General features: G+C 60.8%; 11 protein-coding genes and 1 tRNA gene. 8 read left to right on the top strand and 4 right to left on the bottom strand.

Going from position 1 to position 14,497, the window contains the following annotated elements; genetic code table 11:
* Positions 1–109: 109 nt before the first annotated feature.
* The 5 genes from ARC39_RS18670 (at position 110) to ARC39_RS18650 (ending at position 7,033) form a co-directional block, all read left to right on the top strand.
* Positions 110–3,571, top strand: coding sequence for an Ig-like domain-containing protein (locus ARC39_RS18670; protein WP_068116411.1), 3,462 nt, complete (start codon positions 110–112; stop codon positions 3,569–3,571).
* 198 nt (positions 3,572–3,769) lie between these two features.
* A complete protein-coding gene (locus ARC39_RS18665; protein WP_068116408.1) occupies positions 3,770–4,348 on the top strand; it encodes a nitroreductase family protein in 579 nt (192 codons plus the stop codon).
* Between the two features lie 2 nt (positions 4,349–4,350).
* On the top strand, positions 4,351–5,040 hold the full coding sequence (locus ARC39_RS18660; RefSeq protein ID WP_078059366.1) for an EI24 domain-containing protein: 690 nt from the start codon (positions 4,351–4,353) through the stop codon (positions 5,038–5,040).
* Positions 5,041–5,210: 170 nt separating this feature from the next.
* Positions 5,211–6,035, top strand: a complete 825-nt coding sequence (gene ygiD, locus ARC39_RS18655; protein WP_068116406.1) for a 4,5-DOPA-extradiol-dioxygenase — start codon at positions 5,211–5,213, stop codon at positions 6,033–6,035.
* 17 nt (positions 6,036–6,052) lie between these two features.
* The gene (locus tag ARC39_RS18650; RefSeq protein ID WP_068116404.1) at positions 6,053–7,033 is read left to right on the top strand and encodes a glutathione S-transferase family protein; all 981 of its coding nucleotides are present in this window, start codon (positions 6,053–6,055) and stop codon (positions 7,031–7,033) included.
* 91 nt (positions 7,034–7,124) lie between these two features.
* Here ARC39_RS18650 and ARC39_RS18645 read toward each other — a convergent pair whose 3' ends face one another.
* On the bottom strand, positions 7,125–8,003 hold the full coding sequence (locus tag ARC39_RS18645) for a hypothetical protein (RefSeq protein WP_068116402.1): 879 nt from the start codon (positions 8,001–8,003) through the stop codon (positions 7,125–7,127).
* A 166-nt stretch (positions 8,004–8,169) separates the two neighbouring features.
* Between ARC39_RS18645 and ARC39_RS18640 the strand changes: the two genes are divergently transcribed.
* Positions 8,170–8,245, top strand: a tRNA-Thr gene (locus tag ARC39_RS18640).
* Between the two features lie 545 nt (positions 8,246–8,790).
* Here ARC39_RS18640 and ARC39_RS18635 read toward each other — a convergent pair.
* A complete protein-coding gene (locus tag ARC39_RS18635) occupies positions 8,791–9,210 on the bottom strand; it encodes a DUF4345 domain-containing protein (protein WP_068116400.1) in 420 nt (139 codons plus the stop codon).
* 31 nt (positions 9,211–9,241) lie between these two features.
* Entirely contained in the window at positions 9,242–10,069 is an 828-nt protein-coding gene (locus ARC39_RS18630; RefSeq protein WP_068116398.1) for an NAD(P)H-binding protein, read from the bottom strand.
* A 142-nt stretch (positions 10,070–10,211) separates the two neighbouring features.
* On the opposite strand from ARC39_RS18630, the gene ARC39_RS18625 reads away from it, so the two are divergent.
* Positions 10,212–11,195: an AraC family transcriptional regulator gene (locus tag ARC39_RS18625; protein WP_068116396.1), complete on the top strand. Its 984-nt coding sequence runs from the start codon at positions 10,212–10,214 to the stop codon at positions 11,193–11,195.
* Between the two features lie 10 nt (positions 11,196–11,205).
* A complete protein-coding gene (locus tag ARC39_RS18620; RefSeq protein ID WP_438273273.1) occupies positions 11,206–11,697 on the top strand; it encodes a P-loop nucleotide/nucleoside kinase family protein in 492 nt (163 codons plus the stop codon).
* 176 nt (positions 11,698–11,873) lie between these two features.
* Here the strand turns inward: ARC39_RS18620 and ARC39_RS18615 are convergent, their stop codons facing one another.
* On the bottom strand, positions 11,874–14,450 hold the full coding sequence (locus ARC39_RS18615; RefSeq protein WP_068116394.1) for a hybrid sensor histidine kinase/response regulator: 2,577 nt from the start codon (positions 14,448–14,450) through the stop codon (positions 11,874–11,876).
* Positions 14,451–14,497: the final 47 nt, after the last annotated feature.

Here is a 14,497-nt window from a genome sequence, read left to right as displayed (position 1 = left end):
CTGTTCGCTGGAAATGATGGCGAGAGGGGATCGCACCTGAATCAGGTCTACTGAGGCTCGATCCGGATACTCCGGGGTTTCGAGTCGGCATTTTTATCGGGGGGGAGAAATGTCTGGAAATATCGCACTTGAAACGCAATCGATAAGCGTGAACGAAACCGCCGGATCCGTGCTGGTTCCGATAGTCAGGACTGGTGATCTGTCGCAGTCGGTCGAGATCACCTATGAGGCAACATTCCTCAATGTCCCAGATGCAGCAGATGCCGCGGACTTCACGCCAATCTATTCGACGGTCACCATGGACGCGGGCGACGACCGGATCGTGGTGCCGATCGAGATTCTCGACGACGATGTGTCCGAGAACACCGAGTCTTTCTCGTTTGCGCTGGTGGTCGTGGACAGCGGTTCGCTTCTGTTTCCGCGGACTGTACAGATCGACATTCTTGATGACGAGAACCCGATCGACGAACCGACGGCACCACCGCTGGAGGCGAACTACACGTTTGAGGAGGAGATTGTCGTCAGCAACCTGACGAAACCGATTGCCTTCGAGTTTTCACCGTTCGACCCCAGCATCGTATACATCGCGGAAAAGAACGGAAAGATCCGGTTATTCGACCTAGACGACGGGAGCGATCTTGGCGACGTCTTGGACATCATGGACCAGGTCAACCAGCGTGGTGATCGGGGGTTGATGGACATCGCGCTGCATCCGGACCTGGAGAGCAATCCATATATCTACACCTACTACACGGTTGATCCGCCCGACACCGCAGGCAAGAGCGGCGATGCAGCGCCGGATGGGGAGGGGAACCGGTTTGCCTATCTGACCCGGCACACGCTCGACGCGGACAACGGGTATCGTACCGTCGTTCCTGGATCGGAAGTCATTCTTGTCGGGGCGGCCGGACAGTCACTGAACGACATTTCTGGAAATGGCGCCATAAACTCGACATCTGATTTCGATGCACCTCCATCGGATGTCGATCAGGAGACGGGCGAATACGTCCAGGACTACATCAAGGTCGACTCGCTTTCGCATGCGGGCGGGTCGGTCGAGTTCGGGCCTGACGGCGCTCTTTACGTTTCAACGGGAGACGGAACGTCTTACAACGCGATGGACGTGCGGACGCTGAGCGTACAAAGCGTGCATGCGCTGGCAGGTAAGATCCTGCGCCTCGATCCAATCTCCGGGGATGGTCTTGCGGACAATCCGTTCGTCGACGAAGCCGGCGGAGACCTGACGCTGAACGCGGCGAAGGTCTACCAACTGGGTCTGCGCAACCCCTTCACAATGTCCTTCGACGACGAGGGGCGCCTATTGATCGCCGAAGTGGGCTGGGGGCTTTACGAAGAGATCAACACTGGCGGTCCCGGAGCCAATTTCGGCTGGCCATTCTACGAAGGCGGTGACGGTGGTATTCTTCTGGAGACCCGCAATTACAAGGATCTCGACGAGGCCCAGGCATTCTACGATGCCGTGGAGGCGGGCGACATCGTGGTTACGCCGGCCTTCAAGGCGTTTTCACATCGGGAGGTCGACCCCGGTTTCCAGGTGCAGGCTCTGATTGGCGCGAATGATGTCATCTATTCGGACCGCTATCCGGAGGATTTGCAGGGCCGCTACCTCTTCTCGGACATCTCCCAAGGCGAGGTCTTTGCGATCAACGTGAACGATCGGCGGGACGTCGAATTCATTGCCAAGAACGACGGCGCCGGTCCGGTGCACCTTAAGATGGGGCCGGACGGGTATATGTACTTCGCCTACCTGACCGACAACACGATCACGCGGGTGTTCCTGAGCGAACTCGGAAGCAGCGGGCCAATAGCCGGCGACGATAACGCGACAACGCAAGAGGAGCAGTCGGTCGTCATCGACGTGCTCGCAAACGATTCCGATCCCGACGGCGATCCGGTGAGCATTGCGTCTGTCACGCAGGGCAGCAACGGCAGCGTTTCGATCAATTCGGATGGTACCTTGACCTATTCGCCGGCGGGCGGGTTCACGGGCACCGATACCTTTACGTACGAGATCACATCGACGGGTGGGCTCGACACCGGCAGGGTGACCGTTTCGGTCAAGGGAATTGGCAGCGGTGAGTTGCCGGATTTCGCCAGGAATGGAACGTCCGGCAACGACACTCTGAAGGGGGGAGGGAGTTCCGACAGTATCAATGGGCGGGCCGGCAACGATTACATCCTTGGCCGCGGGGCAGAGGACTTGCTTGCGGGCGGTTCTGGAGACGATTTTGTCAAGGCCGGTGCGTCGAACGACACGTTGATCTATGTGATCGGCGACAACATCGGGTCGCAGGACAGCTACGAAGGATCTGCCGGTGTGGACCTCCTGCAGATCTACGGGACGGCTGAGGAACTCGCGGATCCGGGGCTTCTGTCGGACATTTCCGCGCTCGAGGCATTCATGGCTTCCAACTACGATACGTCGGTCAACGGGGGCCCGACTTTCAACTTCAGCAGTATCGGTTTGAGCGTTCGCAGCATGGAGTCGGTTGAACTGATCCAGCTTGGCGGATCGACCGAGCCTCCTCCCGCTCCGCCCACCGCCACGGACGACGTTTTTGATGGACCTGAGGACGGGGAGTTGAGCGGCAATGTCCTCGACAACGACCTTCCGGCGGAGGGTGGGGCGCTTTCCGCACAACTCGTCGAGGGACCGGAGCACGGTGTGCTGGCGCTTCAGTCGAACGGTGGGTTCACCTATTCCCCCGAAGTCGACTTCTTCGGGGCCGACAGCTTCGTCTACCGGGCGGTCGAGGGTGGCCAATCCGCAACGGCCGTCGTGACACTCAATGTCGAGGCTCAGCCAGATCCGCCGACGGCAGTCGACGACACGGCATCGACGCAGCAGGGACAACCAGTCGTCATCGACGTTCTGGTCAACGACAATGATCCCGACGGCGATCCACTTAGCGTTGCATCGGTTGCTCAGGGCGGCAATGGAAGCGTGTCGGAAAATGCCGACGGAACGGTCACGTATACTCCGAACGCCGAATTCTTCGGGACGGATAGTTTCACATACGTGGTCGCCTCGAACGGTGGCAGCGACACCGGCGAGGTGATTGTGACCGTATCGGAAGCCGGCGGAGGCGGAGGCGAGGAAGGATCCGTTCCGGAGTTCGACCGCCTCGGGACGCCGGGCAACGACACGCTGAAAGGCGGTGGAAATGCTGACAGTATCAACGGGCTGGGCGGCGACGATTACATCCTCGGCCGCGGCGCAGAGGATATTCTCGCCGGCGGTCCCGGAGATGACTTCGTCAAGGCCGGGGCGCTCAATGATACGCTTGTCTATGTGATCGGCGACAATACCGGTTCCCAGGATGCCTACGAAGGGTCGGCCGGCGTGGATCTGCTACAGATCTACGGCACGTCGGGAGAATTGTCAGATGCAGACTTCCTGGCAGACATTGCGGCGCTCGAAACCTTCATGTCCGACAACTACGACACCGGACGGAACGGAGGGCCGACGTTCGAATTTGAAAGTCTCGGCCTCAGCGTTCGTAGCATGGAAACCGTCGAGTTGATCGTGATCGGGGATGATCCCGTCTGAACGACACGCGAATGGCAGGCGGGGGAGCGCGCCGCTCGCGCGGCGGTTCTCCCATGTCCGCGACCGTACCGCGATAACTCCGCGCGGTCGCCGGATAGTCGCGGCAGCGGAGTGTATCACTGATGGTCTGATCTCGCATCTGGAGGATCTCGTCTTGCGGGGATAGGTACGGGCGTGACTTGACGCAATGGAGTGATCATGCCCGATCCGAATGCCGCCGCCCTTGCCTTTTTGAAAACACGTCGATCCCGTCCGGCCAAGACGTTGACGACACCGGTTCCGGACGAGGCCGCGCTGCGCGAGCTGTTGACCGTGGCTGCACGCACGCCGGACCACAAGAAGCTGGAGCCCTGGCGCTTCGTTGTGCTCGAAAAGCCAGCCCTGGATCGGTTGGCCCTGATGGTGCCCGACCGTGCGGCGGCGCTGGACGTTCCGCCCGAGGGAGCCGCCAAAATGGCGCGCCAGTTTTCGGATGCCGACCTCGTCGTTGCGGTGATTGGTGCTCCCAAGCCGAACGACGCGGTGCCGGAAATCGAGCAGGTACTCTCGACCGGGGCGGTGTGCTACGGCCTGCTGACTGCCGCCCTGGCAGCAGGGTGGGGCGCGAACTGGCTGTCCGGGTGGGCCAGTTTCGACAGGCCGTTCGTCGAAGACGGGCTGGGTCTCAACGCGCAGGAATTCGTGGCGGGTTTCATACATATCGGAACGGAGACTGTCGCGCCATCGGAGCGTCCGCGGCCTGACATCGAAGCAATCACCGAATGGGTCCGCGCATGAGCATGATGTCGGATTTCGGCAAGGCATTCGGCCAAATGTTCGACCGGCGGTTCCTGAGGGTCTTGCTGTTGGGGCTGGGGCTGACCGTGCTGTTGCTTGCCGGGGCCACAGTTCTGCTGGTCTGGCTCGTGGGCGCGTTTGTGCCCGACGACCTGACGCTCTTTGGCGTTACCCTCGATTTTGCGGGTCGTGTGGTGTCCCTCGCCACGATCGGCCTGATGCTCCTGCTGTCGGTGTTTCTAATGGTCCCGGTAGCCTCTGCCTTTACAGGCTTCTTTCTCGATGATGTGGCGGCCGCAGTGGAAGAACGGCACTACCCGCATTTGCCTCCGGCCGACCCCGTCCACTGGCGCGAGGCGATGATCGACAGCATCAACTTTCTTGGCGTAATTGTCTTTGTGAACGCTGTGGCGCTCATCCTGTATTTCGTTGTCGGACCCTTTGCCCCGCTCGTGTTCTGGGTGGTCAACGGGTACTTGTTGGGCCGGGAGTACTTCCAGCTTGTCGCGATGCGCCGGGTCGGACGGAATGCAGCCATTGCGGCGCGTCGGAGGCACATGCCGAGGATCTGGCTCGCCGGGACGCTGATGGCGGCGCCGCTTTCGATCCCGATCGTCAATCTCTTCGTCCCGGTTCTCGGCGCGGCGACGTTCACCCACATCTACCACCGTCTCGAGTCCCGCTCCCAATGACATGGACGGCTGACGTCGTTCGGCGGGAACGAAGCCTTTGGATGGCGGTTTTGTAGTTTGCGAACATATTGTGGACAGTTAATCAATGAAGGCGCTATTTTATTGATAAACGCGCCGCTGCATATTCATGGCAACAAACCGGATGGGCGCAGGTCGCCGAAGGAGTCGCCATGAGTATCGCCAAATCGCTTGAAAACCTGAAAGACGATCTGGCGGCGTCCGAGCGGATGCCGCTGGTGTTTCTGGGTCACGGCAGCCCGATGAATGCCATCGAGGACACGGCCTATTCCCGGAGCTGGAGCGCGCTCGGCCACAGCCTGCCGCGCCCGCAGGCCATATTGGTCGTGTCGGCACACTGGATGACGCAGGGCACCACCCTGGTCGACGTATCCGCCATGCCGCGGACAATCCATGATTTCTACGGTTTCCCGGATGCGCTCTACCGCGAAGAATACCCCGCGCCGGGGAACCCGGAGCTGGCTCGCGACGTGGTCGCGCTGCTCGCCAGTCATCACGCCGAGGGCGACGAAAGCTGGGGGCTCGATCATGGTGCATGGTCGGTGCTGAAGTTTCTCTATCCCGGTGCCGATGTTCCGGTGTTCCAGCTGTCCATCGACATGTCGAAGGATCTCGACTGGCATCTCGGAATCGGCAAGGCGCTTTCCGAATTGCGCGACCGAGGTGTGCTGATCCTCGGCTCCGGCAACGTGGTGCACAATCTCCGCGCCATGCGGATGGGCGGTCGTCCGCACGATTGGGCGGCAGAGTTCGACACGTTCTTCGCGGAGCGCCTGGCGGCGCGCGACATGCGGGCTCTCGCGAACCGAGAGAGCCTTGGTGCGCTGCTGCAGATTGCTCACCCCTCCGTGGATCACTACCTGCCATCCCTGACGATTGCCGGTGCCTCCGACGAGAGGGACGATCTCGTCTTCATGAATGACACGATCGACCTTGCATCGGTCTCGATGCGCAGTTTCGTCTTCCATGGCGCTTGAACGACAGGAGAATTTTGATGCTGATCGATGGTAAATGGACCGAGGATTGGAAGCCTGTTCAGAAGGCCGACGAGAATGGGCGCTTCGTCCGCCAAGTGTCGAGCTTTCGCAACTGGATTACACCTGACGGGCGTCCCGGCCCGACCGGAGAAGGCGGGTTCGCCGCCGAAGCCGGACGCTATCACCTCTATGTCGCGCTGATATGCCCCTGGGCCTCTCGCACGCTAATGGCGCGCAAGTTGAAGGGGCTGGACCGGATAATTCCTGTCACGGTCGTCAACCCGGTGCTCACGCGCCAGGGCTGGCGGTTCGGCGGATATCCCGGTACCGGCGCGGATCCGCTCTTTGGCGTCGACTACATGCACGAGATTTACACCCGAGCCGACACGCATTTTACCGGCCGCGCGACGGTTCCGGTATTGTGGGATACGAAACGCGATCGGATGGTCAACAACGAAAGCGCCGATATCTTGCGCATGCTCGATACCGCCTTCGAGGAGATCGCGCCGTCCGACTACCGCCTGTACCCGCAGGACTTGGCAGGCGAGATCGAGTCACTCAACACGCGCCTTTACGAGATGCTGAACAACGGCGTCTACAAGGCCGGTTTCGCCTCCACCCAGGGCGCATATGACGAGGCAGTGTCGGGTGTTTTCGCCATGCTCGATGAACTGGAAACGCGGCTTGGCGGGGCGTATCTGTTTGGTGACCGGCTGACGGAGACCGACATTCGCGCCTTCGTCACACTGATCCGTTTCGACGCGGCTTACCACGGTATCTTCAAAACAAACCGGCGCCAGATCGCGGACTACCCGCGCTTGTCGGCCTACCTTGAACGGGTGCTCGCGGTGCCTGGTGTTCGGGAAACCGTCGACCTCGATCATATCGTTGACGGATACTATTCCATCAAGGCGCTAAATCCTGCAGGCCTTCGCCCCGCTGGCCCCGACCACGTCAGGGCTTTGCTGGGCCGGGTGACAGATCGGGTGGCGGCATAGCGCGAGAGATGTTCGATTTCTTCATGCATCGAAGGCCATGGTCTCCCGGCGACGCTTGCCGATGCCTTGAAAACTCGTGCGCGGTCAACTGCTAAGGAGAAAGAACGCGCACGCCATCGAGTTCTTTCAGCTCCGCGATATCCGCTTCGTAGCGCTCGCTCAATCTCGCGATGCGTTCCGCCGTCCAGCCTGGCAGGTCGTATTCCACTTCGACTGCCTCCTGTACCGCATGAGCGGCGAGATGGGTCGCCACGGTGTCCTTGCGTGTTGCTGAAGCGTCCGGGGGCATCTTCTGTATGGCCGTTTCCAATTGTGCCACACCCTCGGCTGTCATGATCGAGCGATAGAAATCGTGCACGCCGTCGAACGAACGCGCCTCCTCGCTTCCGCAAAGCGCCTCCAGAACATCGTACCAGATCAGCGGCGTGTCCTCGTTGCACCATACCGTCACCGGGCAATCTGGCACAGCATCGCGGAAGCGCACGACCATGTCGGTCCAAGAGAGCGATTCTGGGAGGATACGCGCCAGGTATTGAGCGAAACCCTCTTCTTGATGAAACCTTGCCTGAAGTGCGGGGATCAACGTCGCTGGATTGCGAACGGCAAACAGGAATTCTGCCGGGTCATCGGGAAACAGATTCCGAATCCAGGGGGCACGTTCGGCGGCAAGCGGATAGAGTGTCCCCCCGGTTATCGCGCGCTTGGGTACGCAAAGGAAGCTATCGCTTGAGAACACCAATCGATTGGCGGATTTCGCATTCGTGACCGACGCCAGGATCTGTGCCTGGATTTCCCGACTTGCGGGTACGCCTCGAAGGTGCAGCATTGCCTCGCGAAGAACCGGCCGGAATTGTCCCGGCGGGCTGATGATCGTGCCTTCGTTTTGCAAACGCGCGGCATTTCTCAGCAGGCACTGCAACGCACGGTCCTCGTCCGTGCTGTGCAATCCGACATGATAGACGAGTCTCATCCCACTCCCAGAGCGCGCCGGCAGCGGCTCTCACAATCCGGCATATTTTTCGCAGCGACTATAGGGACTTCACTCGCGACGTAAACAGAATTGCAGCCGCTGCAGCACACAACGCGTTCCCGCCTCTTGCGCTCAACCGTCCTCTCGGCATATCTGCTGTGTCAGTGCCCCTATAGCTCAGCTGGTAGAGCATCTGATTTGTAATCAGAGGGTCGGGAGTTCGAGTCTCTCTGGGGGCACCACGCAAATATGAAAACCTGATAGATATAGGATGGATAGGTAAGGCAGTGTTCTTCCCGTCCACACTGGCGCGCTTGGCGCTTTTCGTTTCGATAGCACTTCAAGCACGTTGCCGTATGGTATGGCGAGCGGATTGCACGTAGCCCATTCGAGAGGCGTCGGGGGACAAATTGTCGTGTGCAAGGCGAGCCTGTTAGGGACCATGGCTGGGGCGGTCGCCAACATCGAAGATGTGAATCTTGCAGCCATCCGTGACCCGGATGACAATGGCGGAAACCGGCGTAAACCAAACTCCAAGCTACTGCGGGACTTAGCAAGCTCAGTATGGTTTCCGACCCTCTTAGACGGCGCACCGCCGCCGGTCATGTGAGCTTCGCACTCGTGCTTAACGACCGTCGAAGTGGCATTCACCGGATACGAACAGCCGCGAACTTCTTGGAGGTCGGCACGTGGTCGTTCCGGCGGGAGACCACGGTCGGCGGAGATCAAAGATATAGGCAAGGCATGTTCGCGATGCCTCACCTCAGTTCCGAGTTCATCAAACCTGCTAAATCGCTCTCTCGGCTGGCAGGGTAGGCAGTCGGCCTTGAGACTGCAGAGCGAAGAGGCACAGCAAGCCAATAGCGAGTTCGATTGCAAGAGCGGCGACGATGCCCTCTCCCGGCCAGCCGTCGAGCGCCACACTGACCAAGCGACCGAACGCAAAGGCAAGGAAGACAATCGTCCCCAGCATCGCCGAGAGGCGTGCCGCGCCGGGGCGCAGGGCACCGGCGAAGATCACCGCGCCGAGGGCGGCGAGGTTGGCGCCGGGAGCGCGCAATTCGCTGAGGAGCGTAGGGTCGGTGCCGAGAACGATACCGTACCCCGCGTAGAAGCCGTGGGGGGCAAAGGTGATCGCGAGTCCGATGCCGAGGGCGGTGAGGCCCGCGGCACAAAGGGACATTTTCTGGAAGAGTTTCGTGAACATGGGGTGTCCTTTCATGTGTCTCGAGGAGGGATCAGGCGGCGTCGGCCCAGGCGCCGGATCGGGCGGCGGCCGTCGCGAAGGTGGTGAAGTCGCGTGGCGGACGCCCCAAGGCACGCTGAACGCCATCCGTGAGATGGGCGTTCCGGCCATCCAGCGTCTCACGTGCGATGCCGGTGAGTATATCGGCGATCAACTCACCTTGAGATGCGACCAACGCCGCGTGGAAATCTTCGAAAGAGATCGGTACATGGGCGATCTGCCGTCCCGCAGCGGCGGTGAGCGCCTCGGCCACCTCTGCGAATGTCATCAAGTGCGGGCCCGTCACTTCGTAGAGCTGGCCATCGTGACCGTCGCCCAACAGGGCGGCCACTGCGACGTCGGCGATATCGTCCACGTCCACGATGGGCTCTTGAACGTCGCCGCCGGGCATTGGCAATACGCCTGCCATCACCGGTGCATGCAGCGCGCCTTCGGAAAAGTTCTGCGCGAACCACGCCGCGCGGACGATAGTGAATGGCACGCCCGAGTGTCGGACGACCTCCTCAGCCTGCTGCGCGTGGTACTCACCACGACCAGTGAGCAGTACCAGTTTGCCAATGCCCGCGGTGCGGGCTTGAGCGACGAACGCCTCCACCGTTTCTACCGCACCCGGAACGGCGATGTCCGGGTAGTATGAGATGTAGACGGCGGACACGCCGGCGAGAACCGGCCCCCAGGTTTCGGGTGCGTTCCAGTCAAAAGGGATCTCTGCGTTCCGAGAGCCGCGGCGCACGGGAAGGCCCTGCGCTTCGAGGCGAGCGGCAATGCGGGCGCCGGTCTTGCCGGTTGCGCCAAGGACGAGGATAGGGTTGGTCATCATGGTATGTCTCCATTGGGTGTGATTGTTCGATGGCTAAGAGTTGCGCGGAGCGGCAGGATGAGCCATTCTCGTTTGTCCAGAATTCTTGCCTGATCGTCCAATATGACTGGACGCAAGGTATTATGGCCGCCACAGTCATCCCATGACCGAACCACATGTTCCTGACCCCTCGCTTCTCGCGCAGCCCATCGGCGATCCGCTTGGAGAGATCTTGCACCTGCTGAAACTGACTGGCACTTTCTACTGCCAGTCGCGGCTGAGCGCCCCTTGGGGCATTGCCATTCCGGGCTTTCCCGATGTGATGAGTTTTGCCGTGGTGATCGGTGGGCGGGCTTGGCTGAAGGTGGGTGAGGACGCGCCCTTCGAGATTCAGAAAGGCGATCTGGTCCTGATGACCCATGGCGCGCCGATCAGCCTCTACAGCGATCCGGAAGCTCGCCTCATGCAGTTGGAAGAACTGCCGATCCGCAAGGTGACCGAACTCTACGAGACACTGGAGTACGGTGGCGGCGGGGCGGAGTGCAGCATCATGTATGGTCTTGTGCGGCTGGATCACGCATCGGCCCCGCTGCTGATGGCCTTGCTGCCCGACGTGCTGAAGATCGACCCTTGGGAAGAAGAAGCCGGGAGTTGGCTACAGGGCACGTTGCAGTTCATCGCGAGGGAGGCGCGCGAACTGCGCCCTGGTGGTGAGACCGTCATCACGCGCCTTGCGGACGTCGTGGTGATCGAGGCAATCCGGCGCTGGTTGAGCCGGTCGCCGGACGCGGACCGCGGCTGGTTGAAAGCCGCACGCGACCCGCAAGTCGGTCGGACGATCGTTGCCATCCATCGCGAACCGGCGGCGGACTGGTCGGTCGAGACACTGGCACAGGTTGCCGGCATGTCGCGCTCGGGATTTGCCGCCCGTTTCACCGGCCTCGTGGGCACGCCCGCGATGCAATATCTCGCGGAATGGCGGATGAATCTCGCGCGTCGGACCCTGCAGGAAACCGCTCTGCCCATCGCGGCCATCGCCGCCGACCTTGGCTATCAGTCCGAGCCCGCCTTCAGCCGCGCCTTCAAGCGGGTGTTCGGCACGACACCGGGTCAGGCTCGGCGAGTGTCGATGGAAAACCCGGCATAACTGGGGATTAATGGTGACACCGACACTCCACATGTTCTGCGGCAAGATCGCCTCGGGAAAATCCACTCTGGCGACGCAGGTCGCCAGTCAGGGCGCGGTTCTCATCGTCGAAGACGACTGGTTGCGGGCCCTGTTTGCCGATCAAATGAAGACTGGAGCCGATTACCTGCGGTGCAGCGGTCGGTTGCGCAGCGTCATGGGTGCGCATGTGACCTCACTGCTCAATGCGGGCATGTCGGTCTCGTTGGATTTCGCCGCGAACACGATTGACCAGCGCCGTTGGATGCGCGGGATCCTTGACGACACGACAGCTGCGCACCAGCTCCACGTGCTGGATACGCCGGACGACGATTGCCTGACCCGACTGTCAGCACGCAACGCCGCGGGAGAACACCCTTTCACGGTGAGCGAAGAGCAATTCCAGCGCTTTTCGAACAGTTTCGTACGACCCGCTGCTGAAGAAGGCTTCAATCTGGTCGTCCATTGTCCAAATGCCTCTTGAAGCGCCGGTTGGCGTCAACCGGCCCAAAGCGATGGTTTAAGCGGCAAACGAATACCGCCTCGCGGCTCCTTCACCGCCGACCATCTTGGTTTGCAAGGCTCTCAGTCGCAACTGAGTTGTACAATTGGCGACAAGAAGCTCCGGCATGCTGGATCCGGTGGTTCGCTTGATCCAGGTCAGGCATCGGTTCTTTGTTGTTCGAAGTAGGTCCGGTCCTTCCGCCAGAGTCCGGGAATTTCGCCAATGCGCGAGCGGGCGCCTGCGGCATCACCGGACTTCGCGAGCGTCTCGACATCGGACAACGCGATGCGCAATCGCTCTGCGCCAAATGTCCCGCACGACCCGGCCATCTTGTGCACAGCCGACACGAGTTCGGATAGCTCGACACCATTGTCCTTGCCATCCGCGAGGAGCGCCACCCCGGCATCCATCTCTCTGATGAAGTCGTTCAGAAGCTTCTCGGCCCTTTCCGCACCGAGGGCTTGAGCGAGTTCGTGCAGGCTCTCTGGAGTGAACGCCTCGTCAACGTCATCGTCCTGCGCTCCGCCGGGATTGGCCATTCGGCCGGCACGATTGCCAATGCGCTCAAGGTTGTCGCGCAGTTCGTCCCGAACGATGGGCTTGGTGACCAGACCGGACATCCCGGCGGCCCGGAAGGTCTCCCGGTCACCCGGCATCGCATGGGCCGTTACCGCGAGGATCGGTACGTCGTGGCATGGACCGTTGCCTTCGCGAATTGCCCGGGTTGCTGACACCCCGTCCATAACCGGCATGCTGACATCCATCAGGATTGCATCGAAGGCCTTCGCCGCGGCGGCTTCCACCCCTTCCTTGCCGTTGACCGCCTGCGCGACGCTATGGCCGTCCCGGAGCAGCATGGCTTCCAGAACCTGCCGATTTATCTCGTTGTCCTCGACAATAAGGATGTCCAGTTTATTTCGAGGGACGTCGTTGGTTGGTTTGTCGGGGCTTACGATGTTCTTGGCGGTGATCTCGAGCGGCACACGGACCCAGAACATGCTGCCTTCTCCCTCTTCGCTCTCCGCGCCGATCTCTCCGCCCATCGCCTCGACCAGGCGCCGTGCGATCCCAAGGCCGAGTCCCGTCCCACCGGCCATCCGGCCGTAGGAGCGGTCTAGCGTCTCGAAATCATTGAAGATTCGCTCCATGTCCGCCTCGGCAATACCGATTCCGTTGTCGGTCACGCGGAACTCGAACATCGGACGACGTCCGCTACCGATCTTCTCGGCCTCGACCCAGACATCCCCGGACTGGGTGAACTTAAGGGCGTTGTTGACGAGATTGAGCATGACCTGACGCAGGCGCACCGGATCGCCGCGAACTTCGCCGGGGATGTCCGAGACCCAGGCATAGGACAGAGTGTTGCCGTGTGAGGCAGCAACGCTGCTCTGCCCGGCGACGATTCCGCTGAGCAATTCGTCTAGATCGAACGGGGTATTCTCGATCTGGATGCGGCCTGCCTCGAATTTCGATATGTCGAGCACGTCGTTCACGTGGTGGAGCAGCAACTGCCCCGAAGCGTCCATGTTGTCCAGGAACGTCGCCTGGCGCTCCGTAAGACTCGTCTCGCGAAGGAGTGTCAGCGTGCCGAGCAGACCATTGAGTGGCGTGCGCATCTCATGGCTCATCATCGCAAGGAATTCTGCTTTCGCCTTTTCCCCGGCCAGGGCACGGTCTCGGGTCTCCACCAATTCCTGCTCGGCCAGCCTGCGGTCGGTGATATCGCGCAAGTAGGAGACGAATATGGTCTCGTCCTCATTCTCCGCCATGTCGATAGAAAGCTCGACCGGGAAGACTTCTCCCGATTTCCGCTTGCCTTCCAGCTCAACGCGCCCGGCTCCGACGACCCGCTTCTCACGAGTTTCGACGAACCGTTTCAAACCGGCGTCATGCGCGGCTGTGTATTTTTCAGGAATGATCAGGTCTGAAAGGCGTTGACCGACCGCCTCTGTTTCGGAGTAGCCGAAGACGCGCTCGGCCGCACCGTTGAACACCCGCACAGTTCCACTGTCGTCGGCGACCACCACCGCATCCAGCGAGGAGCCGATGATCGCCCGCAACTGACCCGACATCCGCCGCTGTTCACCAGCCCTGACCGTGGACAACCGGTTCATCTTGTAGAGGATCGATATGAGGCAAAGCAGGACGATCACCAGGCTGACCGTGGCGAGGACCATGTGCCGAAGGGTCCGCGCCACCCCCGCGCGGCGCTCGTCGGCGATCGCTGCGAATTGTTCAAGGCCGTTGAGCGCCATGGCTCGCACGTCGGCGCGCAAACCCTCCGTTTCGGTGGCTAGTGCAGAAACCGCGCTTCCAAGGAACTCGTCTTCGGCGTCTATGAGCGGTGTGACCTCGTCCAGGAAATCCTTGACGTTGACCAAGTGGTGTTCGAAGTCGAAGTTGAGATGCAGCCGCGCATAGGGAGCCCCGGTTTCGATCGTGGCAACCCGGCTGTAGAAGATATCGAAACGCTTACGGATTTCGGCCAGGGCGGCGGGGTCATCGTGGTCAGCCTGTTCCAGAACCCGCTGCAACATCAGGTATTCGACCTCGACTTGCGAAAGGGTCCACTGGGCATTGTCCGAGTCCGCGGCATTGAGCGATCTGAGCTCGCGCAAGACCTCCCCGTAGAAGCCGTAGATGATCAGCGAGAAAAGCAGCACGACAACCGCCACCAAGACAAAGCGCAGGCCCCTCAAAAAGCCGCCTGCGTTCAGGAACTCGCGACGCATCGTATTCGGCTCCAAGGTCTCGCTCTCCCAGTCTGAGTGGCGTTGCG

This window comes from Tropicimonas marinistellae (assembly GCF_001509585.1).
In the GTDB taxonomy this organism is placed as follows: Bacteria; Pseudomonadota; Alphaproteobacteria; order Rhodobacterales; family Rhodobacteraceae; genus Tropicimonas; species Tropicimonas marinistellae.
Note: the sequence above shows the minus strand (reverse complement) of the source record. Positions and strands in the feature narration are given on the sequence as shown.

Excerpts from the sequence above, each read along its gene's own strand:
- ARC39_RS18670 (WP_068116411.1), top strand. The coding sequence starts at position 110 with ATGTCTGGAAATATCGCACTTGAAACGCAATCGATAAGCGTGAACGAA.
- ARC39_RS18665 (WP_068116408.1), top strand. The coding sequence starts at position 3,770 with ATGCCCGATCCGAATGCCGCCGCCCTTGCCTTTTTGAAAACACGTCGA.
- ARC39_RS18660 (WP_078059366.1), top strand. The coding sequence starts at position 4,351 with ATGATGTCGGATTTCGGCAAGGCATTCGGCCAAATGTTCGACCGGCGG.
- ygiD (WP_068116406.1), top strand. The coding sequence starts at position 5,211 with ATGAGTATCGCCAAATCGCTTGAAAACCTGAAAGACGATCTGGCGGCG.
- ARC39_RS18650 (WP_068116404.1), top strand. The coding sequence starts at position 6,053 with ATGCTGATCGATGGTAAATGGACCGAGGATTGGAAGCCTGTTCAGAAG.
- ARC39_RS18645 (WP_068116402.1), bottom strand. The coding sequence starts at position 8,003 with ATGAGACTCGTCTATCATGTCGGATTGCACAGCACGGACGAGGACCGT.
- ARC39_RS18635 (WP_068116400.1), bottom strand. The coding sequence starts at position 9,210 with ATGTTCACGAAACTCTTCCAGAAAATGTCCCTTTGTGCCGCGGGCCTC.
- ARC39_RS18630 (WP_068116398.1), bottom strand. The coding sequence starts at position 10,069 with ATGATGACCAACCCTATCCTCGTCCTTGGCGCAACCGGCAAGACCGGC.
- ARC39_RS18625 (WP_068116396.1), top strand. The coding sequence starts at position 10,212 with ATGACCGAACCACATGTTCCTGACCCCTCGCTTCTCGCGCAGCCCATC.
- ARC39_RS18620 (WP_438273273.1), top strand. The coding sequence starts at position 11,206 with ATGGTGACACCGACACTCCACATGTTCTGCGGCAAGATCGCCTCGGGA.
- ARC39_RS18615 (WP_068116394.1), bottom strand. The coding sequence starts at position 14,450 with ATGCGTCGCGAGTTCCTGAACGCAGGCGGCTTTTTGAGGGGCCTGCGC.